The organism is Streptomyces sp. NPDC090127 (genome assembly GCF_044746945.1).
Lineage (GTDB): Bacteria > Actinomycetota > Actinomycetes > Streptomycetales > Streptomycetaceae > Streptomyces.
In genome coordinates, this window is the sequence record NZ_JBIVDE010000003.1 from 173623 (window position 1) to 196949 (window position 23327).

General features: G+C 71.2%; 21 protein-coding genes. 16 read left to right on the forward strand and 5 right to left on the reverse strand.

The features are described 5' to 3' along the window. Window positions 1–118 precede the first annotated feature (118 nt). The 4 genes from ACIPPS_RS11910 (at window position 119) to ACIPPS_RS11925 (ending at window position 4138) form a co-directional block, all read left to right on the forward strand. Complete coding sequence (locus ACIPPS_RS11910) at window positions 119–1459, forward strand: ABC transporter substrate-binding protein (protein ID WP_401429940.1); 1341 nt, start codon at window positions 119–121, stop codon at window positions 1457–1459. Further along, the gene (locus ACIPPS_RS11915; protein ID WP_401429942.1) at window positions 1456–2274 is read left to right on the forward strand and encodes a rhamnogalacturonan acetylesterase; all 819 of its coding nucleotides are present in this window, start codon (window positions 1456–1458) and stop codon (window positions 2272–2274) included. The genes ACIPPS_RS11910 and ACIPPS_RS11915 overlap by 4 nt, the downstream gene beginning before the upstream one ends. 3 nt (window positions 2275–2277) lie before the next feature. Next, the gene (locus ACIPPS_RS11920) at window positions 2278–3615 is read left to right on the forward strand and encodes a polysaccharide lyase family 1 protein (RefSeq protein WP_401429944.1); all 1338 of its coding nucleotides are present in this window, start codon (window positions 2278–2280) and stop codon (window positions 3613–3615) included. 184 nt (window positions 3616–3799) lie between these two features. Then, window positions 3800–4138, forward strand: a complete 339-nt coding sequence (locus tag ACIPPS_RS11925; RefSeq protein ID WP_401429946.1) for a thioredoxin family protein — start codon at window positions 3800–3802, stop codon at window positions 4136–4138. A 28-nt stretch (window positions 4139–4166) separates the two neighbouring features. Here ACIPPS_RS11925 and ACIPPS_RS11930 read toward each other — a convergent pair whose 3' ends face one another. Continuing rightward, window positions 4167–4496, reverse strand: coding sequence for a hypothetical protein (locus ACIPPS_RS11930; RefSeq protein ID WP_401429948.1), 330 nt, complete (start codon window positions 4494–4496; stop codon window positions 4167–4169). Window positions 4497–4639: 143 nt separating this feature from the next. Between ACIPPS_RS11930 and ACIPPS_RS11935 the strand changes: the two genes are divergently transcribed. Beyond that, a complete protein-coding gene (locus ACIPPS_RS11935) occupies window positions 4640–5368 on the forward strand; it encodes a phosphatase PAP2 family protein (RefSeq protein WP_401429950.1) in 729 nt (242 codons plus the stop codon). Continuing rightward, entirely contained in the window at window positions 5368–6321 is a 954-nt protein-coding gene (locus ACIPPS_RS11940) for a YihY/virulence factor BrkB family protein (protein WP_401431360.1), read from the forward strand. The genes ACIPPS_RS11935 and ACIPPS_RS11940 overlap by 1 nt, the downstream gene beginning before the upstream one ends. 39 nt (window positions 6322–6360) lie before the next feature. Here the strand turns inward: ACIPPS_RS11940 and ACIPPS_RS11945 are convergent, their stop codons facing one another. Beyond that, window positions 6361–6789, reverse strand: coding sequence for a response regulator (locus ACIPPS_RS11945; protein ID WP_401429952.1), 429 nt, complete (start codon window positions 6787–6789; stop codon window positions 6361–6363). Then, window positions 6786–7130, reverse strand: coding sequence for a hypothetical protein (locus tag ACIPPS_RS11950; RefSeq protein WP_401429954.1), 345 nt, complete (start codon window positions 7128–7130; stop codon window positions 6786–6788). Before ACIPPS_RS11950 ends, ACIPPS_RS11945 begins: the two co-directional genes overlap by 4 nt. 124 nt (window positions 7131–7254) lie before the next feature. On the opposite strand from ACIPPS_RS11950, the gene ACIPPS_RS11955 reads away from it, so the two are divergent. From ACIPPS_RS11955 to ACIPPS_RS11980, 6 genes are all read left to right on the forward strand, one after another. After that, window positions 7255–8871: a CHASE3 domain-containing protein gene (locus tag ACIPPS_RS11955; RefSeq protein ID WP_401431363.1), complete on the forward strand. Its 1617-nt coding sequence runs from the start codon at window positions 7255–7257 to the stop codon at window positions 8869–8871. Further along, on the forward strand, window positions 8868–10073 hold the full coding sequence (locus ACIPPS_RS11960; RefSeq protein WP_401429956.1) for a PP2C family protein-serine/threonine phosphatase: 1206 nt from the start codon (window positions 8868–8870) through the stop codon (window positions 10071–10073). Before ACIPPS_RS11955 ends, ACIPPS_RS11960 begins: the two co-directional genes overlap by 4 nt. 38 nt (window positions 10074–10111) lie before the next feature. Continuing rightward, window positions 10112–11440, forward strand: coding sequence for a radical SAM protein (locus ACIPPS_RS11965; protein ID WP_401429958.1), 1329 nt, complete (start codon window positions 10112–10114; stop codon window positions 11438–11440). Between the two features lie 364 nt (window positions 11441–11804). Further along, window positions 11805–13247: a DUF6056 family protein gene (locus ACIPPS_RS11970; RefSeq protein WP_401429960.1), complete on the forward strand. Its 1443-nt coding sequence runs from the start codon at window positions 11805–11807 to the stop codon at window positions 13245–13247. A gap of 247 nt (window positions 13248–13494) precedes the next feature. Then, on the forward strand, window positions 13495–16449 hold the full coding sequence (gene lanKC / locus ACIPPS_RS11975; protein WP_401429962.1) for a class III lanthionine synthetase LanKC: 2955 nt from the start codon (window positions 13495–13497) through the stop codon (window positions 16447–16449). Between the two features lie 122 nt (window positions 16450–16571). Further along, window positions 16572–18308, forward strand: coding sequence for an ATP-binding cassette domain-containing protein (locus ACIPPS_RS11980; protein WP_401429964.1), 1737 nt, complete (start codon window positions 16572–16574; stop codon window positions 18306–18308). 78 nt (window positions 18309–18386) lie between these two features. Here the strand turns inward: ACIPPS_RS11980 and ACIPPS_RS11985 are convergent, their stop codons facing one another. Beyond that, entirely contained in the window at window positions 18387–19004 is a 618-nt protein-coding gene (locus tag ACIPPS_RS11985) for a LuxR C-terminal-related transcriptional regulator (RefSeq protein ID WP_401429966.1), read from the reverse strand. 553 nt (window positions 19005–19557) lie between these two features. Between ACIPPS_RS11985 and ACIPPS_RS11990 the strand changes: the two genes are divergently transcribed. After that, window positions 19558–20121: a dihydrofolate reductase family protein gene (locus tag ACIPPS_RS11990; RefSeq protein WP_401431366.1), complete on the forward strand. Its 564-nt coding sequence runs from the start codon at window positions 19558–19560 to the stop codon at window positions 20119–20121. A gap of 134 nt (window positions 20122–20255) precedes the next feature. Here ACIPPS_RS11990 and ACIPPS_RS11995 read toward each other — a convergent pair whose 3' ends face one another. Continuing rightward, window positions 20256–20447, reverse strand: coding sequence for a hypothetical protein (locus ACIPPS_RS11995; RefSeq protein WP_401429968.1), 192 nt, complete (start codon window positions 20445–20447; stop codon window positions 20256–20258). Window positions 20448–20875: 428 nt separating this feature from the next. On the opposite strand from ACIPPS_RS11995, the gene ACIPPS_RS12000 reads away from it, so the two are divergent. Genes ACIPPS_RS12000 through ACIPPS_RS12010 form a run of 3 tightly spaced genes read left to right on the forward strand, consistent with a single transcriptional unit; the run spans window position 20876 to window position 23312 of the window. Then, a complete protein-coding gene (locus tag ACIPPS_RS12000) occupies window positions 20876–21688 on the forward strand; it encodes an alpha/beta fold hydrolase (protein ID WP_401429970.1) in 813 nt (270 codons plus the stop codon). After that, window positions 21685–22956 carry a PP2C family protein-serine/threonine phosphatase gene (locus ACIPPS_RS12005; protein ID WP_401429972.1) on the forward strand — a complete coding sequence of 424 codons (1272 nt, stop codon included), beginning with the start codon at window positions 21685–21687 and terminating at the stop codon, window positions 22954–22956. The genes ACIPPS_RS12000 and ACIPPS_RS12005 overlap by 4 nt, the downstream gene beginning before the upstream one ends. Then, a complete protein-coding gene (locus ACIPPS_RS12010) occupies window positions 22953–23312 on the forward strand; it encodes an STAS domain-containing protein (RefSeq protein ID WP_401429974.1) in 360 nt (119 codons plus the stop codon). Before ACIPPS_RS12005 ends, ACIPPS_RS12010 begins: the two co-directional genes overlap by 4 nt. Window positions 23313–23327: the final 15 nt, after the last annotated feature.

The window sequence follows — 23327 nt, forward strand, 5'->3', positions numbered from 1 at the left end:
TGCCCTCGGCCCTCGTAAGCCCCCTCAGGGCCCCCGTAGCACCCCCGCAGGACCCCCGTAGAACCCGCGCAGCAACCCGCGTAGGACCGCCGTAGTACCCGAGAGAAGAGAGCCGACGATGACCATCTTCCGTGACGGACGGCGCAGAGCCGTCTGCGCCCTCGCCCTGACCACCGTGCTCGCCCTGACCGCCACCGCCTGCGGAGACGACGGCAGCGGAGCGGGCGGCGACAAGGGCGACGAGGGCTCGGGCAAGGGAGAGATCACCTTCTGGGACAACAACGGCGGTGTCCGCACCGACGTCTGGAAGGAGATCATCAAGGACTTCGAGAAGGAGCACCCCGACATCAAGGTCACCTACGTGGGGATCGCCTCCACCGAGGTGCAGTCCAAGTACGACACGGCGATCCAGGGCGGCGGCCTGCCGGACGTCGGCGGTGTGGGAGCGGCGATGCTCGCCGGGCTCGCCGCCCAGAACGCCCTGGAGCCGCTGGACGCCCGGATCGACGGCAGCGCCCTCAAGGGCAAGCTGAACGCGGGCATGGTGGAGAGCGTGAAGTCGGCGGGCGGCCAGGGCAAGCTGTTCACGGTCCCGACCTCGGCGAGCAACGGCGTCCTCTACTACCGCACCGACCTCTTCGAGGCGGCCGGCCTGGCGGAGCCCACCACCTGGTCGACGTTCTACGCCGCCGCCGACAAGCTCACGGCCAAGGAGAAGAACCGCTTCGGCTACACCATCCGCGGCGGCTCCGGCTCCATCGCGCAGGCGCTGGACGCCGTCTACGGCCAGAGCGGCATCACGTCCTTCTGGAACGGCGACAGGACCACCGTCAACGACCCGAGGAACGTGACCGCGCTGGAGCGGTACGCGGGCCTGTTCAAGAAGAACACCCCGGCGGCGGACGTCAACAACGACTTCACCAAGATGGTCGCGCAGTGGGACAGCGGCGAGATCGGCATGCTGAACCACAACCTCGGATCGTACAAGGACCATGTGAAGGCCCTCGGCACGGAGAAGTTCCGGGGCATCCCGAACCCGACGACGGACGACGGCAGGCGCGTCCAGGTCTCCAACCCGGTCGACGGTCTCGGGCTGTTCTCGTCGAGCAAGAACAAGGCCGCGGCCTGGAAGTTCATCGAGTTCGCGGCCTCGCACGCCTCGAACAGCAAGTGGAACGAGTCGGCGGGCGCGATCCCGGCCAACACCGAGGCGGCCGAGGACGCCTGGCTCCAGAAGGCCGAGCCGACGAAGCTGGCGGCCGACGTCCTGTTCAGCGGCAAAGCCGCCATCGTGCAGCTGCCGTACTACCTGCCGGACTGGAACACCATCTCCAAGGCCGACAACGAGCCCGCCTTCCAGAAGGTGCTGCTGGGCAAGTCCACCGCCAAGGAGTTCCTCGACAGCCTGGCCGAGCAGCTGAACGCGGCGCAGGCCGAGCGGAAGTCGCAGCAGAAGTGACGTCCGCGCCGAGTCGCCGGGCGGTGGTCGCGGCCGGGACGGCCCTCGCGCTCGCCCCGACCGCGACCGCCGCCGCGGCCTCCCGCCGCCCGTCCCGAGCACACCGTCCCCCGCGCACCCTCCACATCGCGGGTGACTCCACCGCCGCGCCGAAGTACGCCGACGCGGCGCCCGAGACGGGGTGGGGGATGGCCCTGCCCTTCTTCCTCCGCAAGGGCGTCACGGTCGCCAACCACGCGGTGGACGGCCGCAGTACGAAGAGCTTCCTCGACGAGGGGCGACTGGCCGCGATCCTGGAGGTGATCCGCCCGGACGACCTCCTGCTCGTCCAGTTCGGCCACAACGACCAGAAGGCCGCCGACCCGAGTCGCTACACCGAGCCGTGGGCCGGCTACCAGGACAACCTGCGCCGCTTCGTCACCGGGGCGCGTGAGCGCGGCGCACGGCCGGTGCTCGCCACCTCCGTCGAGCGGCGCAGGTTCGACGACGCCGGCACGGCGCTGCGGACGCTGGGCGACTATCCGGCGGCGATGCGCGAGGTGGCCCGCGAGGAGCGCGTCCCGCTGCTCGACGTCCAGGAGCTGTCGCTGGCGCTCTGGCAGGAGCTCGGCCCGGAGGCCTCGAAGACGTACTTCAACTGGACGCCCACCGAGCAGGACAACACGCATGTCAACCCGCCCGGCGCCATCGCCGTGGCCCGGCTGGTCGCCGGCGCACTCCTCCACACGCGCGTCCTCGCGCCGGGCGACACACGTCGCCTCGACGACGAGATCCCCGCGGAGTGGATCACCTGGCCCGATTCCGAGGAGAGCTGACCCGTGAGACAGACACACCTGTGGGCGGTGGGCGCGACAGCCCTGGCCCTGACCGTCGTCGCCACCGCCCCCGCAACGGCCGCCACGCCGGCCACCGCGCCTGCTGCCACGCCGGCCACCGCCGCCACCGCCGCCCAGGCCTCGCCCGACCCGGCTCGGCAGACCCTGCCCGCCGGGGACGGCTGGGCCTCGGAGGGCACCGGGACGAGCGGCGGCGCGAAGGCCGCCGCGGCCCGGGTCTTCACCGTCACCACCTGGGAGCAGCTGCGGGCCGCGCTCGCCGTCCCCGGCACCGAGCCGAGGATCGTCAAGGTCAAGGGGACGCTGAACGCGACCGCCGCCGGGTGCTCGGCCTTCGAGGCCCCCGGCTACGACTTCGCGCGGTACCTCGCGGACTACGACCCGGCCGTCTGGGGGTACGAGACCCCGGTGAGCGGCCCCCAGGAGGAGCTGCGGGCCGCCTCCGCCGCGGCGCAGGGCAAGGCGATCAAGGCCTACGTCCCGGCCAACACCACCCTCGTCGGGGTCGGCCGGAACGCCGGCATCACCGGCGGCAGCCTGCAGATCCAGGGTGTCGACAACGTCGTGATCCGGAACCTGACGCTGGAGAGCCCGCTCGACTGCTTCCCGCAGTGGGACCCGACGGACGGGGCGACCGGCGCCTGGAACTCCGAGTACGACAGCATGGTCGTGTACGGCTCCACCCATGTCTGGATCGACCACAACACCTTCACGGACGGTGCGCACCCGGACAGTTCGCTGCCGTCGTACTACGGGGAGGTCTACCAGCGGCACGACGGCGAGCTGGACGTGGTGCGCGGGGCCGATCTCGTGACCGTCTCCTGGAACGTCTTCGCCGACCACGACAAGACGCTGATGATCGGCAACAGCGACAGCGCGGGCGCGACGGACCGCGACAGGCTGCGGGTGACGCTGCACCACAACCTCTTCGAGAACGTCGTCGAGCGGGCGCCGCGCGTCCGCTTCGGCAAGGTCGACGCGTACAACAACCACTTCGTGGTGCCCGTGTCGGGATACGCGTACAGCCTCGGCATCGGCCAGGAGTCGCGGCTGGTGGCCGAGAAGAACGCGTTCACCCTGCCGGCGGGCGTCGGCGCCGGGAAGATCCTGAAGAAGTGGAAGGACGCCCCGGTCACCACCGCGGACAACTACGTCAACGGCAGGTCCGTCGACCTTCTCGCCGTCCACAACGCGGAGTTCCCGGACGAGGTGCTGCGCGGGGACGCGGGCTGGACGCCGGTGCTCCGCGGCCGGGTCGACAGCCCACGGGCCGTACCGGGCCTGGTCGACCACCGCGCGGGCGCCGGCCGGCTGCGCTGATCCACCCCGACAGCCGGGGCGAGGCCGGTCCGACCGCGACCCCCACGCCGGGGCCGGACCGGCCTCGCCCCGCCCGCCCTCGCCCGACCTCGCCCGACCTCGCACGCCGCACCGCGCGCGGGGGACGCGGGGTCATGCGGGGATGATGGGGGCGTAATGACGGAACGCTAGGTCAGGAGCTTCCATGGCGAAGCCGGTTCACCAGCCCCGTGAGGACGCGGAGTTCGATTTCATCCTCAGGATGAGCGGAGTCCCGGTCCTCGCGTACTTCATCGGGACATGGCCCAAGGCGATCGAACCCTGTCGGGCGATGGACCTCGTCCTGAGTGGCCTCGCCGACGCGTACACGGGCCGCCTGACAGCCGTCCGCACCGACATGACCCGCTGCCCGGCCGCGACCAGGCGCTACGGGATCACCGAAGCCGCGTCCTACGTCCTGCTGAAGGAAGGAGAGGCGGTGGCACACGGCACCTGGCCCACGACCACCGCCGAGGTACGAGAACTCCTGGACAGCAACCTCTGAGCGCCGCCTGCCGCGGCAGGCGTGTGCGTCAGGCTCCGGCGTGGCGCGGAGCGGCCGCCCGTCGCGGACCGGCCGCCCGTCGCGGACCGGCCGCTCGTCGCGGGGCGGTGTGAGGGGCCGGCTCGTGGCCGGTGGTCAGGCGAAGGCGTCGTAGCCACTGGGAGGCGGCGGCGAGCAGGCCGGCGAAGATCGCCGCGAGGAGTACGGAGACCCACATCTGCCGGCTCCCCGGCTGCGCCCATCCCGTCCACGCCGCCGCGACCGCCCACAACAGGAAGCCTGCCGCGTAGAAGGTACGGACCCGGCGCAGTTGCCGCGCGGCCCGCAAGGACGTGAGGTGATCAGTCTTCGGTGCCATGCCGGGCCGTGTACCCCGGTCGGCGCGAACCATCGCGCAGCGTCCGACATTCTTCCGGGACGGCGGCGGCCTCTCGTGGGGCCACGCCGACGCGGGGCGGGCATGGGCACATCATCTGGCCCTGACCGGGCAACGAGAGTGTCATGACGACGGGGTGCGGCACGGTCGCGAGGTTCTCCTGGCTCGCGGCGCTGGTGCCGGTGCAGACGGCCTTGATGGTGGGGCTGGGTCGCGCCGTGGCGTCCGGAGGGAAGGACGGTCGGCTGGAGTTCGTGGACGGGCGCGCCGTGGGTGAGGCGGTCTCGTACCGCGGCGGCTGGGTCGACGCCGTATCCACGTGGTTGTCGGCACTGGCCCGTACGGAGACGGTCATCGGCGTGACGCTGGTGTCCTGCGCCGTGCTCCTCCTGCTGTCGGGCGGGCGGTGGTGGCGTGAGGCCGGCTTCCTGGGAGCCGCGGTCGCTCTGCAGTCGGCGGTCTTTCTCGCGGTCACGGCCTGTGTGCAGCGGCCGCGCCCCGGCGTTCTCCCGCTGGACCCGGCTCCGCCGACGTCGAGTTTCCCTTCCGGCCATGTGGGGGCGTCCGTCGCGCTGTACGGCGGGCTGGTCGTCCTGGCGCTCGCTCGCGCACGCGGCCCGTGGCGGTACGCGTCGGTGGTGCTGCTCCTGGTCCCCGCGGCCGTGGGGGTGTCCCGGATCCACCGGGGCATGCACTTTCCCACCGACGTCCTGGGCGGCCTGCTCAACGGCACCGTCACACTCCTGCTCGTGGGGTGGGTCCTGCTGTCGATCCGCTCCCCCGCCGAGGGCCCGCTCGTCGCGCGAGCCGACGTCGACGTGCCTCGGTCCCCGACCGCGCGGAAAGGACGATGATGGGCACCGCCACACGCGTACCCCAGAGACGTGATGTCGTGGGTGAGGAACTGTCCGGTGACGAGGCGTGGACCGCTCTGCGGCGGTACGGAGGGTGGAGTCTTGCGCGGGACTCGTTCATACGGTTCCGCTACGCCGACGGCTTCAGCCACTCCCGCGCGCTGGCACTGCAGACCGTGCTCTCCCTCGTGCCCCTGGCCATCGTGGCGATCGGCCTGTCCGGGGTGCTGCACACGGAGGGCGTCGGCCGCGTCGCCGAGTTGACCATCCGCCGGATCACCAGCGGCCCGAGCCAGGAGATGGTCGACGAGGCGCTGCGCCTGAGCCGACGGCACGCGGGCGACGGTGGCCAGGCGGCGCTCTGGCTGGGGCTGCTCTTCTCGCTGGTCAACGTCACCACCAGCCTGTGTCAGGTCGAACGCGGCGCCAATCGCATCTACGGCGACGAACGGGACCGGCCGTTCCTGCGCAAGTACGTCCGGGGCATGGTGATGGCCGTGCTGGCCGGCCTGCCGCTGGGGCTGAGTTTCCTCCTGACCGTGCTCGGCTCGGATCTGACCCAGGCGTTCGCGGAGGTCTACGGTCTCGGGCCGGACGCCACCCGCGCCTGGGAGGTGGTGCGGTGGCCGGTGGGGGTGCTGCTGGCCGTGCTGGCCACCAGCGCGATCTTCCGGCTCTCCCCGCGCCGGGACCAGCCCGGCTACACGTGGCTGGCCTTCGGCGCGATCCTCTATCTGGTGCTGTGGAACGCGGCGACCTGGGGGCTGAGCCTGTATGTCGGGGCGAGCGGCTCCTTCACCAGTGTGTACGGGCCGCTCAGCGCGGTCATGGCGTTGCTGCTGTGGTCGTACCTGACGTCGCTGGCCCTCTTCCTCGGCGTCGCGTTCGCCGCGCAGCTGGAAGCCGTACGGGCGGGAGTGGAGGAGCCGGCCGGCCCGGATCCCGGGGTCTGATCGTCGGCCCCTCTGCCGGGTCGCGACCGTGCCGCGGCCTCAGGTGCGCGGCAGCACCGCGGTCTCCAGGTAGAAGGCGTCGATGCTCTGGACGGCCCGCTCGAACTCGTCGAGGTTGACCGGCTTGGTGACATAGGCGTTGGCGTGGCTGCTGTACGCGCCGGCGATGTCCTCGGGGGCCGAGGACGTGGTGAGGACGACGACGGGGATGGTCTGCAGGGCCTCGTCGTTCTTGAGGACCTGGAGGAGGTCGCGGCCGCTCATCCGGGGCATGTTGAGGTCCAGGACGATGAGGTCCGGGCGGGCGCTGCCGGGGGCCCGCAGGTGCTCCAGCGCGGCGACCCCATCGGTGACCTGGACGAGGTTGCGCGTGCCTCGCTCGGAGAGGGCTTCCTCGATGAGCATCGCGTCGGCGGCATCGTCTTCGACGAGGAGGACATCGAAGGGGCGGGCAGTGGCGGTCGTCATCGTTGCTCCGTGGGGTGGTCGGGGGGTGGGGCGAGGAGTCCGGGCCAGCGGCGTCGCGCGCCCTGCCGGGTCATGCCGCATGCTTCGCCGAGCTGGGGGTATCCGGCCCCGGCGCGAGCGGCTTCGGCCGCTGCGACACGCTGGAGTCGTTCGGCGGCCTGACGGAGCTCCTCGAGGACGAGCAGCCGTGTCAGTGCCGGTACCCGAGGGTCCATGCCAGGTGAGGTCATGGCGTCGAGAACGTGATGGGTGATGCGCTGGGCCAGCTGATGGACTCCTGTGTCCGCGAAGGCGGCCAGGTCCTGCCGCGGTTTTCGCGCGGAGAAGTTCTTGCCGTCCATGCCGTGCACTCTAGGCCGACGAACGCACCCTCGACAACAAGCGTTGTCCACTGTGGCTTTAGAGTGTGCACGCCGCACCCCACCAGGGGTACGCAGAGACGGAGGAGTGGACACGGTGAGCGGCATGGAGGGACCGTCGCCCGACGGGCGCCTTTCCGGATGGACGACCCGCACATGGCTGCGCGTGGGTTTCACCGTCTGGCTGGTGGTGCTGACCGTGCTCGGCACCCTGGGCGGGTGGGTCCTGTCGCGGACGGCCTCGATCAGCGACGAGCTGGTCGATGTGACCTCCGTGGCGCTGTCGACGGCCGATGGGCTGGAGCTGGCCGTACTGAACCAGGAGACGGGCATCCGCGGCTACGCGCTCACCGGCGCGACCGACTTCCTCGCCCCGTACCGGCAGGGTCTGACCGCGGAGCAGGAGGCCGCCGCCGACCTCTCCGACCTGCTGCGCGGTGACGCCACCGGTCGCGGCGACCTGGCGACCGTACGAGAGGCGCTGGAGACGTGGCAGGCGCAGACCGCCCGGCCGATCGCGTCCACGCCCGCGGGGCCGCCCTCCCCGGCCACCATGGATCGGGCGACGGAGGGGAAGGCCGCCTTCGACACCGTGCGCGAGGCGGTGGGCGCCCTGCAGCAGCACCTGCGCACGGAGCGGGACGAGAAGCGGGAAGAGCTCCGGGACGTGATGCGTCTGCGGAACTGGGTCTTCACCGCCATCGCTCTGGTCATCGTCGCGCTGGCCGCGACGGTCTTCGAGGGGCTGCGGCGCGGCATCAACGTTCCGGTGGAGCGGCTGGGCAGGGACGCCCGCACGGTCACCGGCGGCAACTTCGCCCACACCATCACCCCCACGGGCCCCGCCGACCTGCGTCGGCTCGGCAACGAGATCGACTTCATGCGTCAGCGGCTCCTGCGCGAGCTCTCCTTCACGGAGGAGGCACGGGCGCGCCTGGACGCGCAGGCCGCCGATCTGCGCCGGTCCAACGCGGAGTTGGAGCAGTTCGCGTACGTCGCCTCGCACGACCTGCAGGAGCCGCTGCGCAAGGTGTCCAGCTTCACCCAGCTGCTGCAGCGCCGCTACGGAGGGCAGCTCGACGACCGGGCGGACCAGTACATCGGCTTCGCCGTCGACGGCGCCAACCGGATGCAGACCCTCATCAACGACCTGCTCGACTTCTCCCGGGTGGGCCGGGTCCACAACGCCTCCCAGCCGGTCTCCCTGGACAAGGTCCTCGACGACGCTCTGGACAGCCTCAGCGTGTCCATCGAGGAGTCGGGCGCGGAGATCACCAGGGACCCGCTGCCCACGCTCGTCGCCGATCCGACGCAGATGGGCATGCTCTGGCAGAACCTCGTCGGCAACGCCGTGAAGTTCCGCCGCCCCGGAGAACCGCCCCGGATCGCGGTGAGCGCCGAACGCGAGGGCGAGCTGTGGCGGTTCACGGTGACCGACAACGGCATCGGCATCGCGCCGGAGTACGCCGAGAAGGTCTTCGTGATCTTCCAGCGGCTGCACACCAAGGACGCCTACTCGGGCAGCGGCATCGGCCTGGCCATGTGCAAGAAGATCGTCGAGTTCCACGGCGGCGGCATCGCCGTCGACACCTCGTACACCGACGGCACACGCATCACCTTCACTCTGGCTCCCGAACCGCTGCCGACCGAGGCCGACAGGGCCGAGGAGACCGAGGCCGGTCCGCCGGACGGCACGGGATCCGGAACGGAGAAAGCACTGTGACCCTCACGGCGCCGTCCTACGTCGCGTACGGGGAAGAGCAGGTCTACAGGGTCCTTCTCGTCGAGGACGACGACGGCGACGCCCTGCTCGTCGAGGAGCTGCTCCACGACACCGGGCTGCCCTTCGAGCTGACCGTGGCCACGACGCTGGCCCAGGCCTGTGCGGAGCTGGCCACCGATGCGGCCGACTGCATCCTGCTCGACCTGCACCTGCCGGACGCCTCGGGCACGGCCGCCGTGGCGACCGTGCGCGCGAGTGCCCCGCACACCGCCGTGGTCGTCCTGACCGGTCTGTCCGAGCGCCAGGCCGGAACCGACGCGATGTCCGCCGGCGCGCAGGACTATCTGGTCAAGGGCAAGGTGGAGCCCGACCTGCTCCGGCGTACGGTCCGGTACGCGGTGTACCGGAGCCGGACCGAACGCGCGGCCGTCGAGGCCCAGGCCGCCCGGCTGCAGGCGCAGGAGAACGCCCGGCTGGAATGGGGGCTGCTCCCCCAACCGATACTGCAGACGCGGTCGGTCACCATCACCACCCGCTATCTGCCCGGGCGGGAACAGGCCCTGCTGGGCGGCGACTTTTTGGACGTCGTCGAGGACAACGGTCAGCTGCACGCCATCGTCGGCGACGTCAGCGGCCACGGCCCGGACGCGGCGGCCCTCGGGGTCTGCCTGCGTATCGCGTGGCGCTCGCTCGTCCTCGGCGGCCACCGGGGCGCGGAGCTGCTGGGGCTGCTCGATCGCATCCTCGGTGCGGAACGCCGGGAGCAGCCCCTCTTCGCCACCTGCTCCCTCGTCACCCTCGACCGGGCCGCCGGGACGGCGACCCTGCACCTGGCCGGGCACGACGCACCCCTGCTCCGCACCGACCAGGGCACACTGGAGGTCGCCGCCGCGCACGGCATCGCTCTGGGCATCGCCCCCGAGCTCGGCCACTGGCCCCCCACCGTGATTCCGCTGCCGGAGTCCGGGGCGCTGATCCTCTACACGGACGGCCTCACGGAGGGGCATGCGGGCACGACAGGGAACCGGCTCGGTGTCGACGGTCTCCTCGCCCTGATGGACCGGCTGCCGCCCGGGGATCCCGGCACGCACGTGGACCTGCTCATCAAGGAGACCCGCGCCCTCAACGCCGGGCGGCACACCGACGACCTCGCCGTCCTTCGGCTGGACTGGGGGCCTCTGCGCCACGGTCACGGCGCCTGAACGACGTTCCGACGGACCTTCACGCTTGAGGAGAGCACATGGACAGCCCGAGCCGTACCGCGCTGGTCGAGGACCTGATGGGGCGCTTCCCGCAGGTCCCGCGCGAGGCCGTGATCAAGGAGGACCTGCTGCGCGGCGGTATGGCCTTCGACGAGTCCGCGCTGAGCGGAACGGTCGACGGAGCCTCCGGCGACGTCAAGCCCAAGTCGTACTTCATCTTCTCCTTCGACCACCGCACCCTTCCGGAGCTCGGTGCCGCCGCGCTGAACCGCCCGCCGGAGGAGATCGTGCTCACCGGAGGACCGTACGAACTGCGCCGTACGGTCGTCTCCGTCCGGGTCAATCCGGACTCGCCGTACGTCGTGCGGAGCGGCGAGGACGGTGCGCTCGGCCTGTACCTGGACGGCGCGCGGATCGCGGACGTCGGTCTGCCGCCGATGCCGGAGTACTACCGGCACACGCTGTCGAACGGTAAGTCGGTGATGGAGGTCGCGCCGACGATCCAGTGGGGCTACCTCATCTATCTGACGGTCTTCCGGGTGTGCCAGTACTTCGGCGCCAAGGAGGAGTGCCAGTTCTGCGACATCAACCACAACTGGCGCCAGCACAAGGCCGCGGGCCGGCCGTACACCGGGGTGAAGCCGGTCGAGGAGGTGCTGGAGGCCCTGGAGATCATCGACCGCTACGACACGGCGGGCACGTCCCGGGCCTACACGCTCACCGGCGGCTCGATCACGTCGAAGGTCGCGGGCCGTGACGAGGCGGACTTCTACGGCCACTACGCGAAGGCCATCGAGGAGCGTTTCCCGGGCCGGTGGACCGGCAAGGTCGTCGCCCAGGCCCTGCCGAGGGACGCCGTACAGCGCTTCCACGACTACGGGATCCGGATCTACCACCCCAACTTCGAAGTGTGGGACCGGCGTCTGTTCGAGCTCCACTGCCCGGGCAAGGAGCGTTACGTCGGCCGGGACGAATGGCACCGCAGGATCCTGGACTCCACCGAGGTGTTCGGACCCCGCAACGTGATCCCCAACTTCGTGGCGGGCATCGAGATGGCCGAGCCGTTCGGCTTCACCAAGGTGAGCGAGGCGATCGAGTCGACCGCCGAGGGGCTGCGGTTCTTCATGTCGAACGGTGTCGTCCCCCGGTTCACCACCTGGTGCCCGGAGCCCACGACCCCGCTGGGCAAGGCCAACCCGCTGGGCGCGCCGCTCGAATACCACATCCGCCTCCTGGAGACCTACCGGGCGACGCTGGAGGAGTACGGCCTGAGCTCCCCGCCGGGCTACGGGCCGGCCGGCCCCGGTCGCGCGGTGTTCTCCGTGAGTTCCTTCATGGACAGCCTCGAAGGCCTGGAGGCGAAGTAGCCGGCGGCCGCGAGGCGGATGCCGAGGGCGGTCCGCCATTCCGGGACCGCCTTCTGTGCGATTCTCATTCTTTCTTTCGTTCGTGCCATATGTTTTCGAGCGAGGGGATTCAATTCGGCACGCGACCGCCAGGGCGTGTGGACTTCCCGTCGGCGAGTGTTGTACTTTTCCGCCGGGCACGTCACACACTGTCAGCTCTTCGCCTTTCGGGTTCGACTCGCACCCCCCGACGTGCTGGATTACTTTTGCCGAAAGTGAATTGATGAGTGCAGCCCCGACCGTCGTCGATGTTGAAGGGGGGAAGATCCTGAACCCCCCGAGAAACGGTCGGAATCAGGCGCTCGGTCGCTGGTCGCTGCGTTCCGTGACGCTCGTCCTCGCCAGCGCGGCCGGAGCGCTTCTCGCTGTCGGCCTCTTCCTCGGACTGTACGTACGCCCCACATCCGACGACTGGTGCGCCGCCTGGAAAGCCCGCGACATGGGTGTCTTCGGCATCACGTCCGACTTCTACATGACGCAGAACGGGCGCGTCACCAACGCCTTCCTGAGCGGCATCGTCTACAGCAACGGGATCGTGGGGCCGAAAATCCTGCCTGCGCTCATCGTTCTCTCTCTCACGGCGGGTCTGTTTCTGCTGGGCCGCGAAGTACTGCGCCTGGTGGGCTGGAAAGTCGACGCGGCAGCTCTGCTCGCCGTGGTGCTGACCCTCCAGGTCCTGCTCTTCTTCGCCGGCACGCGCTCCTACCAGGTGCTTCTGTGGGCGCCCGCCACGATCTCCCACACCCTTCCCGGCATCATCGCCGTGTGGGCGATCCTGTGCGGCATCTGGGCCGCCCGCAGCCCGTCCGTGGCCGTCCGCCGCGCAGGCCTGTTCTCGGCGCTGCTCCTGTCCTTCGCCATCGGCACCACGAGCGAGCCGTTCTCGTTGGTCGGCGGACTGATCACCGCGACGGTCGCGGTCCTGTCCCTGCCCGCGTTGAGGCTGGCGCCGGACTGGCGCCCGTTCACCTGGTGCGTCGTCTGGTGCACCGGCCTCCTCGCCGGTCTCGTCTTCCTCTACACCTCGCCCGGCGCCCGGTGGCGGCGCGCCCAGAACCCCCGCACCACCTCCGTCCTGTCCCCCGCGGAGATGAAGGCCACGGTCGAGGACTGGGGTCACATGTGGAGCGCCGTGGCGAGCCAGCCCGCCTACCTGGGGGCGCTGGCCGTCGGCGTGCTCCTGGGCCTGGTCCTCGTCCTTCCCTCCGCGGTCCCCCCGCCGGGCGGGAGCGCTCTCCGCCACGCCCCGCGAGGGGTGCGGATCGCCGTCGTCGTCCTCCCCGTGCCCCTCGTGGCGCTCGGGTCCTTCATGGTGGCCCTCGGGCTCCACAGCGGCTACGGACCGAGCGGTTGGACGTACGCCCGCACCTGGATGAGCTTCCTGGTACCGATGGTTCTCGCCCTCGTCCTCTACGGGACGCTGCTGGGCCGGGCGCTCGGCCGGCGGCTGCGGACGCTCCACCTCCCGCAGGCCGGCCTGGCCACGGCTGCCGCGCTCGTCGTCGGCGCGGCGGCCCTGGGGCTGATGGCCTCGCTCGTGCCGGACGTGCGCACCCTGACGACGGAGACCACCGCGCGGGGCGCTGCCTGGGACGCGCAGAACGCGCGCATCCGCGGAGACATCGCCCGGGGAGCGACGGACGTCGCCTATCGACCTCTGCACATCGGCGAGCTCGCGGAGCCCTTCTACACGAAGGCCTACGAACGGGACTGGGTGTCCGCGTGCGTCTCGAAGTACTACGGGATCACGCGCATCCACCGCGGCTGACCCGTCTCTCGCCCCGACCGGCGGGAATCCCCGGGCCCATGCCCGACGCCGAACGGGCAGGACGTCGCCGCAGGACAACGGCTCGGGCGAGCCGAGGCCCGGCCCCTGGGGCGGGCGACCTCAGGCGGGGCGCGGGAAGCCTCGGTTACCTGTGCGTACTGCACACGCGAGACGTGACAGCGGCGACTGTCGGGGCCCTCGTGGGGCGTGACAACGTCATCTCCGTCACCGACCGAGGGAGTGCGTTGTGAACAAGGGGTACGCGGTCTTCTGCGACGCCGACCGTCACTTCTACGACGCGCCGCACCGACTCGTCTTCGCCGACGGCGCGGGCGACTCCCTCTACCGGGCCGCCACCCGCCCCGTCCCCGAGGGGTGGACCAGCCATCGGACGGGCGACTGGCTCGCTCTGCGTCCCCTCGGCGGTCGTCAGCTCCCTTCGCAGGGCTGGAAGATCCACATATCGGCCTGTCTCGACAACGCGGAGCAGGTCCTCGACACGGTCCAGGAGCACTGCCTGCGGCACGAGGTGGCGTTCAAGTTCGTGCCGAGCCGGTACCTGCTGCACCAGCGCAACGCCAAGTACGCGGACCGCGCTGCCAGCGGCAAGTTCATCACGGTCTACCCGGCCGACGACGAGCAGTGCGAGCGCCTGGCGACCGATCTCGCGCGGCTGCTCGACGGCCGGCCCGGCCCGTACATCCTCAGCGATCTGCGCTGGGGGAAGGGCCCCGTGCACCTGCGGTACGGCAGCTTCACCCGCCGCCACTGCTACGACGAGCACGGCGAGCTGCGGCCGGCCATGGAGGACGGCTCGGGCACCCTCGTACCCGACCAGCGCGGGCCGGTCTTCCGGGTGCCCGACTGGGTCACACCGCCGCCGTTCCTGCGCCCGCACCTGGAGGCGAGAGCCTCGGTGACGGTGCAGGAGATGCCCTACGGGATCGACAAGGCGCTGCACTTCTCCAACGGCGGAGGCGTGTACGAGGCGCGGCACCGCGAGACCGGTCGGCGGGTCGTCCTGAAGGAGGCGCGTCCGTTCGCGGGGCTGGCCGCCGACGGGGCCGACGCCGTCACCCGGCTGCACCGCGAACGCAGCGCGCTGGAAAGGCTGTCCGGGCTCGACTGCACACCGGAGGTCCTCGACAGCTTCACCCTCGGCGACCATCACTTCCTGGCCCTCGAATTCGTGGGGGGCAGGCCGCTCAACACCTTCTTCGCCCGCAGGCATCCCCTGATGGAGTCCGAACCGTCGGCGGAACGGCTCGCGAAGTACACCGACTGGGCTCTGCGGATCCATGGTCTCGTCGAGCAGGCCGTGGCGGCGGTGCACGCACGCGGGATCGTCTTCAACGACCTGCACCTGTTCAACATCATGGTGTCCGAGGACGAGACGTCCGTGGTGCTCCTGGACTTCGAGGCGGCCCAGCCGGCCGCGGAGGGCGGTCGGCAGACCGTCGCCAACCCGGCGTTCGTCGCACCCGCCGACCGGCGTGGCGTCGACGTGGACCGCTACGCGCTCGCCTGTCTGCGGATCGCCCTGTTCGTCCCGCTGACCAGCCTGCTCGCCGTGGACCGGGCCAAGGCCGCACATCTGGCGGAGGTCGCGGCGGCGCAATTCCCCCTGCCGCCCGGGTTCCTGGACGCGGCGGTACGGGAGATCACACGCGAGCCCGTCGGCACCTCGCCGCGCGGCCCGCGCATCGGAGCGGCGACAGACGCGGGCACCTCGGCCCGCGCCGGCGCCTCAGCACGCGCCGGCACCTCCCCCGGCGCCGGCGCCTCGCCACGCACTGACACCTCGCCCGGCGCCGGCACCTCGGCCCGTGGCGGCGCGCCGGCGACCCGCGTCGGTGGTTCGCCGCACGACGGTGCCGGGCCTCACGACAGCGCCCCGGTCGCCGGAGGCGGCGCTGCTCCCGGCGGCCCCGCCGGCCGCCGCGCCCCGTTCCCGCCCGTGGAGCCCGGGGCATGGCCCGACAGCCGCGACTCGATGGTCCGCGCGATCCTGGCGTCGGCGACACCCGACCGGGAGGACCGTTTCTTCCCTGGGGACATCGCCCAGTTCGCCACGGCCGGGGGCGGCATGACCGTCGGTCACGGCACCGCGGGCATCCTCCATGCCCTGCACGAGAGCGGGGCCGCACGATGTCCGGCGGCGGAGGAAAAGCTCTTACGGTACGCCAAGCGGCCCGAGTCCGGCACGCCGCTCGGCTTCTACGACGGGCTCAGCGGCATCGCGTGGACCCTCGATCGACTCGGGCACACGGCGTCGGCCCTCGAACTGGCCGAACTCGTCCTCGCCCAGGACCACGTCGGGCTCGCGCCCGACCTCCACGGCGGAACCGCCGGAATCGGCCTCGCCCTCGACGCCCTCGCCACCGCCACCGGCGAGACCGGCCTGCATGCGGCGGCGCTGCGGTGCGCCGAACTGGCGGCCCGCCCGCCCGCCGCGTCCACCCGGACCGCGGCGTCGGGCCGGGTGCGGACCGGACTGCTGCACGGCGCGGCCGGCCGAGCCCTGTTGTTCGTACGGCTCTACGAACGTACCCAGGACACCGCGCTCCTCGATCTCGCCGCCGAAGCGCTCCACGACGATCTCAGCCGCTGCGTGCGCGGGGTCTCCGGCACGCTCCAGGTCGACGAGGGCTGGCGCACGATGCCGTACCTCGGGGCCGGCAGCGTGGGCATCGGCATGGTGATCGACGACTATCTCCTCCACCGCCACGACGAGGCCCTCGACCGGGCCCTCATCCGCCTGCTGCCGCGCGGGTACGACACACCTCTGGACGACGCGCCACTCTCCGGCGGCGAGAGTCAACGCCTCGGCCTGGCACGGGCGTTCATCGGCGGCGGGCGGCTCATGATCCTGGACGACGCGACGTCGAGCCTCGACACGGCGACGGAACGCCAGGTGGAGCTCGCCCTCGCCACGTCACTGCGGCCCTGCACGAAACTCGTGGTGGCCCACCGGGTCAGTACGGCGGCCCGCGCGGACCGGGTGATCTGGCTGGAGGCGGGACGCGTGCGGAGATACGCACCGCACCGGCTGCTGTGGGAGGACCCGGACTACCGCGCGGTGTTCCTGGCCGAGGCGTCGTCCGCCACACCACGCACGCCGCCCTCGCCCGACCCTTCGGTCGCGCGGAACACCCGCCCTGCCGGACGACCCGCCCGCGTCGACCTGGGGAGCGGCGAGTGAAACCGGCAGCGGACGCGAACCGGGCGACGGCTCCGAAGCCTCGGCCGGCTCCGAGGCGGTCCGAACCCGAGCCGGCCGCCGCCGAACCCAGGCCCGCCGTCGCGGGGACGTCGCGGCGCGTCATGGCTTCGGCGCGCGGGTTTCTCGGCCGCCGCAAGCGCGTCCTGGTCAAACTGGCGGCGTGGTCCGCGGCGGAATCCGCGCAGACGTTCCTCGGCGGCTACTGCGTGGCCCGGTCATTGGACGACGGGTTCCTGCGCGGTGCCACAGCCACCGGCCTGCTCTGGCTTGCGGGAGCAGCCGCGGTCATCGTCCTCGGAGCGCCGATCGTCCGGGGCGTCTTCGCTCAACTCCCTCACCTCACCGAACCGTTACGCGACCATCTCGTCCGCCGGTCGGTGGTGCGGGCTCTGCGTGCCGCCACCGCCGGGGGCGGCAGCGTGGACACGACGGCGGTGTCCCGATTGACGAGCCAGACGGAGATCGCCAGGGACAGCTTCGCCGGGCTGGTGCTCGCCGCCCGCTCCTTCGTCTTCGTCGCCGCCGGAGCCCTGGTCGGCCTCCTGTCCCTCGCGCCGCAGTTCCTCCTCGTCGTACTGCCGCCGCTCGCGCTGGGCCTCACCCTCTTCGTCGCCTCCCTGCGGCCCATGGCACGGGCCCAGCACCGCTACCTCGACGCGGACGAGGCGGTCGGGCGGCGCGCGGAGATCACGCGTGCCGCGCTGCGCGACATCGTCGCCTGCGGCGCCCAGGAACCGACCGCCGCCCTGAACCGGCGTGCGGTCGAGGAGGCAGCCGCCGCCCAGCGCGCCATGGCCCGCTGGGCGGCGGTCCGTACGCTGTCCGTGGCGACGGCGGGGCAATTGCCGGTGTTCCTGCTCCTGGCCGCGACCCCGTGGCTCCTTCGCCAGGGCGTCACGGCGGGCGCCCTCGTGGGTGCGCTCACCTACGTCCTCCAGGCACTGCTGCCGGCCCTGCACACGCTCATGACCGTCCTGGGGGCCGCCGGTGCCCGTCTCTTCGTCATCCTCGACCGACTCACCGGCCCACTCCCCGGGCCTCCCCCCTCCCCCGCCGCCGCCCTCGCATCTCCCTCCGCCGCGCCCCGCGCAGGCGGACACAGTCCTGCGGTACGCGTGACGGCGGCGCTGGAGCTGCGCCGCGTCCGAGCCGCGTACGGCCCCGGCGCCCGTGCCGTCCTCGACGCTCTGGACCTGACCGTCGAGGACGGGGAGCACATCGCGGTCGTCGGTCCGAGCGGCATCGGCAAATCGACCCTCCTCCAGGTCGCGGCAGGCCTGCTGCCTCCGGATCAGGGCGACGTGTGCCTCTCCGGCCGCCCGGTCGACCGCTTCCGGCCGTCCGAACTCGCCGCCCTCCGCACGCTGATTCCGCAGGAGGCGTACGTCTTCACGGGCACCCTGCGGGACAACCTCCGCTATCTGCGGCCCGACGCCGACCGGTCCGACGTCGACGACGTCGTACGGGCTCTCGCGATGGAGCCGCTCGTCGAGCGCGTCGGCGGGCTCGACCGTCCGCTGCGGCCGGAGGCCCTGTCCCTCGGCGAGCGCCAGCTGATCGCCCTCGGGCGCGCCCACCTTTCCCCGGCCCCGCTGGTGCTGCTCGACGAGGCGACCTGCCACGTGGATCCCGTCGCGGAGGCCGTGGCCGAACGCGCCCTGCGCGCCCGGCCCGGGACATTGGTCGTCGTCGCCCACCGGCTGTCGTCCGCTCTGCGCGCGGACCGGATCCTCGTCCTGGACGGCACCCGCGCCCAGTACGGCACGCACGAGGACCTGCTCGTACGGTCGGCTCTCTACCGCGATCTGGTAGGGCACTGGAACGACGTCCAGCGCTGAGAAGGGACCGCGCCCACGGAGACGTCACGCGGCGACGGCGACGCGTCAACCGGCGGCGGAGACGTCACACCGCGGCGGTCAGGTCCACCCGGCCCCCTGGGCGATGCGGATGGCGTCCACCCGGTTACGCGCGCCGACCTTGCGGATGACGCTCGCCATGTAGTTCCGTACGGTCCCCTTGGAGAGGTACAGGGTCGCGGCGATCTCACCGACGGGCGCTCCCTCGGCGGCCAGCGAGAGGACGCTCAGCTCACGCCGGGTCAGCGGCATCTCCGCGGCCTGGAGGAACCCGAGGGCGAGCGCGTCGTCGATGAAACGCTCCCCCTTGGCGACACGGTGCAGGGCCTGGAGTAATCGGCTCTTCGAACCGTTCTTGTCGACGAAACCGGTCGCCCCCGCCGCATGCGCCCGGCGCAGCACACCGGGCCGGTGCGCGGGGATCAGCGCGAGCAGAGCCGAACCGCCCGCCGCGACTGTCGCCGACACCGACGTGGTGGCGGTGTCGGACTCCGCCGCGGAGGGCGGCAGACACTCGGCGTCGGCGACGTACACGTCGGGCGCCGATGCGACGGCCTCCGAACCGTCCGGCCAGTGGGACATCGAGGAGACGACCAGGACCCCGGCGTCCGACCGCAGCAGATCCACCAGCGCGGCACGCAGGAGTTGTGCCTCATACACCACCGTCACTCTTATCATTCCCACCCCTTCGGTCTGCGTCACGCCCTCAGGGCGTGACGCGATCAGCCCCTCCCCCCTCTGCCCTTGTCTCCCGCGCGAGAACGCGGCACCTGGCGCACAGGGGGCGCGCTCGGGGGCGCTGGGGCCGGAACCGATCCCTGCGTACGACCGGTGGGCAGGCCGAAGCGATGCGAGGGCGACCGGGGCCACCGGGGAATGTCCAGATCCGATCTCCCCTGGGCGAGCCGCTGCTGCGAACGGACGTGCGGGGCCTGGCCCTTGAGCTGCCCGGGCGGGGAGAACCGACCCGCTTCGTAAGCGGTCGCCGATAGCCGCGCCCCGAACGCGTGCACGTCGCGCTTCGATCTGTCGACCGTGCGCGAATGGGGTTACGGCGAACTCCTTCTTGATCCACGGCGAGATGATCAGGATATTCCTGGCGTCGGTGCGTAAGGTTTTCGCAGCGGAGTGATCTCGTGAGGTGACTCGGCTCAGGTAATCCCACGAGCCGCGATGAGAACTGCGGCGTCCGGCAGTCGTACTGTCGACCCCCTTGTCGAGAGGACTTCTGATGCACAAGGTCACCTATTCGATGGGCGTCTCACTCGACGGCTACATCGTCGGACCGGACGGCCGCTTCGACTGGACGGAGCCCGACCCGGAGGTCTTCCGCTTCTGGATCGAGGACATTCGCAAGGTCGACGTCCACCTGTTGGGCCGACGGCTGTACGAGACGATGCTGTACTGGGAGACCGTCGACCAGGATCCGTCGCTCGACGACTCGACGCGCGAGTGGGTACAGCTCTGGAACCCGCTTCCGAAGGTGGTCTTCTCGACCACGCTGTCGGCGGTGCAGGGTCATGCCCGCCTGGCATCCGGCGGTGTGGCGGAGGAGATCGAGCGGTTGCGTGCCGAGCCGGGGGAAGGCGACATCGCGATCGGCGGTGCGACTCTCGCCGCCGAGGTGGCCGCGCTGGGACTGATCGATGAGTACCAGCTGATGGTCCACCCGGTCCTGGTCGGCGGCGGCATTCCCTTCTTTCCCCCACACGAGCGCCAGGTGGATCTCGAACTCGTCGAGACCCGTACCTTCGGCGACAAAGTCGTCTACCTCCGCTACCGCGTGGCGCGTTAGCCGGACAGCGCCCAGGCGAGGCAATGGGGATCCCGCCCGATGCATCGATCGGGCGGGATCTCGTCACCACTCGTGGGCCAGCTCACAAGCACTCGACTTCTTCGAACTCTCCGTCGCCCGTCCGCCCGCCTGGTTCAGCGGGCGTGGTGCTGGATGCCCCGCTGCGAGGGGACCTTGGTCAGCTTGGACCTCGCGGAACGGCGGTGGGTGGAGCGACGCGGGCGCCCCGGGAAGGGGTTACGCCGCGCAGGCGCGCTCGGGGCAAGGACCAAGAGGGCGATGAACGCGAGGACCGCGACGAGGATGAGCACGGTGACGAGGGTCATGTTCCTGCCTTCCGTCGGGTTCCGATTGTCTGTAGCTACTTGTTGTTACCAGAATCCGAGCCGCTAAACACGGTAAGTGACGCCCGTGCGCGGAGCAATGCGGTTCAGGTTGCCGTCCGCTTCCCGAACGCGCTTGTCGTACGTGAACCCGCACCGTCGCGCGACCGCTGCCGACCGGGAGTTGCCCGGATCCACCCGGATCCACCCGGATCCCGAACGCACGCAACGGTCCACCGGAGGCCCACTGTTCGGTGCAGTGGCGGAAGTACGCCGCCTCCCTCGCCCTTGCGGCACCGCACGTGGGCGACCGGCTGTCTGCGGATCGGCGGTCTCGGTCGGTCCCGGTCGGCAGAGTCGGCCGGTCGGGAGTCGTGAGCTGCCCGGATGGTCGGGGACCGGTCGGGGATCGGTCTGGGAGTATGGGGCGCATGGATGTACGGCGCAGGAACCATGTGACGGTGACGGGGCGGGCCGGCGGACCGGTGGTGGTGCTGGCGCACGGGTTCGGGTGTGACCAGAACCTGTGGCGTCTGGTGGTGCCCGTGCTGGAGCGCGACTTCACCGTGGTCCTCTTCGATCATGTGGGCGCGGGGAAGTCGGAGCTGTCGGCGTGGAGCCGGGAGCGGTACTCCACCCTGGACGGGTACGTCGATGACGTTCTGGAGGTGTGCCGGGAGCTGGCGCTCGGCCCCGTGACGTTCGTGGGGCATTCGGTGAGCGCGATGATGGGCGTCCTGGCGGCCGCGCGGGAGCCCGAGGCGTTCGCCGGGCTGGTCCTGCTGGCCCCTTCGCCGTGCTTCGTGGACGATCCGGAGACCGGTTACCGGGGCGGGTTCACCGGCGAGGACATCGAGGAGCTGCTGGAGTCGCTGGACGCGAACTATCTGGGCTGGTCGGGTGCGATGGCGCCGGTCATCATGGGCAACCCGGAGCGGCCGGAGCTGGGCGAGGAGCTGACGAGCAGCTTCTGTCGTACCGATCCGGAGATCGCGCGGACCTTCGCCCGGGTGACGTTCCTGTCCGACAACCGCGCCGACCTCGCCAAGGTGGGGGTGCCCACGCTGGTCGCCCAGTGCTCCCGTGATGCGATCGCCCCTCCCGAAGTGGGTGCTTTCGTGCATGCGCAGATTCCCGGCAGCCGCCTCATCACGTTGAACGCCACCGGGCACTGCCCTCAGCTCGCCGCGCCCGAGGAGACGGCTGCGGCCATCGCCGCGTTCGCGGGGGCCACCCGGCCATGAGCCAGACCGACGACGAGGAACAGAGCGGTCCGCGACAGAACCAGGGGCCGACGGACGAGCAGGCCCAGTTCTTCGCGCTGCTCGAGGACAGCGCCGAGGACCTCTACGAGAACGCTCCCTGCGGCTACCTCTCGACCCAGCTCGACGGCCTGATCGCGAAGGTCAACACCACGTTGCTGGACTGGCTCGGCTACCGACGCGACGACCTGGTCGGCCGCAGGCACTTCTCCGATCTGCTCACCGTCGGCGGCCGGCTCTACCACGAGACCCACTTCGCCCCCATGCTGCGCATGCAGGGCGAGGTCAGCGGCATCGCCCTGGAGCTGAAGGACGCCGACGGCTCCCGGCTGCCGGTCCTGGTCACCTCGACGGTGAAGACGGGCAGCGACGGACAGCCCCTGCTGGTCCGCACCACGCTTTTCGACGCCCGCGACCGCCGCGCCTACGAGACCGAACTGCTGCGCGCCCGCCAGGAAGCCGACCGCGAACGCGACCGCCTCCAGACCCTGGCCTCCACCCTGCAGAAGACCCTGCTGCCCCCGGCCCTGGTGAACGTGCCGGGCCTGGACGTCTCCGCCCACTACCACCTCGCGTCCGCCGACGAGGTCGGCGGCGACTTCTACGACCTGTTCCGCCTGGCGGCCGGCACCTGGGGGATGTTCCTGGGGGACGTCTGCGGCAAGGGCGCCGCCGCCGCCGCGGTCACCTCGCTGGCCCGCTACACCCTGCGCGCCGCCGCCGTCTACGACCCCGACCCGGCCGCGGTCCTCGGCAACCTCAACACCGTCCTCAACCACGAGTACAACGGCGCCGATCCCCGTTTCTGTACGGTCGTCTTCGGCCTCCTGACCCCCGACACCGACCGGGGCGGCTTCCGGATCACCCTGGCCGCCGGCGGCCACCCTCCCGCCCTGCTCATGCGCGCCGACGGCACCGCCGACTACCTGCCCACCCCCGGCGGCCAGCTCATCGGCGTCCTGCCCGACCCCCACATCGCCACCACCACCGTCCACCTCGCCCCCGGCGACACCCTGCTCCTGCACACCGACGGCCTCACCGAAGCCCACACCAACGCCGGTGCGGGCGACGGAGAGCGCTACGGCGACGACGCCCTCCTCGACTTCGGCCGAGCCCTCGCCCCCACCACCGCCTCGGCCACCATCCGCGCGGTCCGCGACCTGCTCGACACCTTCGGCACCGGCGTCGACGACGACACCGCCGTCCTCGCCATCCACGCGCCCCGAACCCCCAGTGAAGAGCACCAGTGACCAAGCATCTGACCCTGGCCACCCACGCCACCCCCGCCGGAGCGGTCGTCGAGCTGGTGGGGGACCTGGACCACCACACCGCGACGGAAGTCCGGGCAGCCCTGCCCGGTATCAGCCTGCGACCCGGTCAACAGCTGGTCTTCGACCTCGGCGGCCTCTCCTTCTGCGACTCCAGCGGCATCACCGTACTGATCGCGGCCCGCAACCACGCCCTGGCCGCGCACGCGACCATCGCCCTGGCCGCGGTCCCCGACCGTGTCAGCCGGATCTTCCGCATCGTCGGCCTGGACCAGGTCTTCCCGACCCACCCCAGCACGGAAGCCGCCGAAGCCGCCTGGCGCCCTCCAGCCGACTGACTGCACTCGACTTCG

What these genes read in the sequence shown, in the direction of transcription:
- ACIPPS_RS11910 (WP_401429940.1), top strand. Translation starts at nt 119, where the DNA reads ATGACCATCTTCCGTGACGGACGGCGCAGAGCCGTCTGCGCCCTCGCC.
- ACIPPS_RS11925 (WP_401429946.1), top strand. Translation starts at nt 3,800, where the DNA reads ATGGCGAAGCCGGTTCACCAGCCCCGTGAGGACGCGGAGTTCGATTTC.
- ACIPPS_RS11930 (WP_401429948.1), bottom strand. Translation starts at nt 4,496, where the DNA reads ATGGCACCGAAGACTGATCACCTCACGTCCTTGCGGGCCGCGCGGCAA.
- ACIPPS_RS11935 (WP_401429950.1), top strand. Translation starts at nt 4,640, where the DNA reads ATGACGACGGGGTGCGGCACGGTCGCGAGGTTCTCCTGGCTCGCGGCG.
- ACIPPS_RS11940 (WP_401431360.1), top strand. Translation starts at nt 5,368, where the DNA reads ATGGGCACCGCCACACGCGTACCCCAGAGACGTGATGTCGTGGGTGAG.
- ACIPPS_RS11945 (WP_401429952.1), bottom strand. Translation starts at nt 6,789, where the DNA reads ATGACGACCGCCACTGCCCGCCCCTTCGATGTCCTCCTCGTCGAAGAC.
- ACIPPS_RS11950 (WP_401429954.1), bottom strand. Translation starts at nt 7,130, where the DNA reads ATGGACGGCAAGAACTTCTCCGCGCGAAAACCGCGGCAGGACCTGGCC.
- ACIPPS_RS11955 (WP_401431363.1), top strand. Translation starts at nt 7,255, where the DNA reads ATGGAGGGACCGTCGCCCGACGGGCGCCTTTCCGGATGGACGACCCGC.
- ACIPPS_RS11965 (WP_401429958.1), top strand. Translation starts at nt 10,112, where the DNA reads ATGGACAGCCCGAGCCGTACCGCGCTGGTCGAGGACCTGATGGGGCGC.
- ACIPPS_RS11980 (WP_401429964.1), top strand. Translation starts at nt 16,572, where the DNA reads ATGGCTTCGGCGCGCGGGTTTCTCGGCCGCCGCAAGCGCGTCCTGGTC.
- ACIPPS_RS11985 (WP_401429966.1), bottom strand. Translation starts at nt 19,004, where the DNA reads ATGATAAGAGTGACGGTGGTGTATGAGGCACAACTCCTGCGTGCCGCG.
- ACIPPS_RS11990 (WP_401431366.1), top strand. Translation starts at nt 19,558, where the DNA reads ATGCACAAGGTCACCTATTCGATGGGCGTCTCACTCGACGGCTACATC.
- ACIPPS_RS11995 (WP_401429968.1), bottom strand. Translation starts at nt 20,447, where the DNA reads ATGACCCTCGTCACCGTGCTCATCCTCGTCGCGGTCCTCGCGTTCATC.
- ACIPPS_RS12000 (WP_401429970.1), top strand. Translation starts at nt 20,876, where the DNA reads ATGGATGTACGGCGCAGGAACCATGTGACGGTGACGGGGCGGGCCGGC.
- ACIPPS_RS12005 (WP_401429972.1), top strand. Translation starts at nt 21,685, where the DNA reads ATGAGCCAGACCGACGACGAGGAACAGAGCGGTCCGCGACAGAACCAG.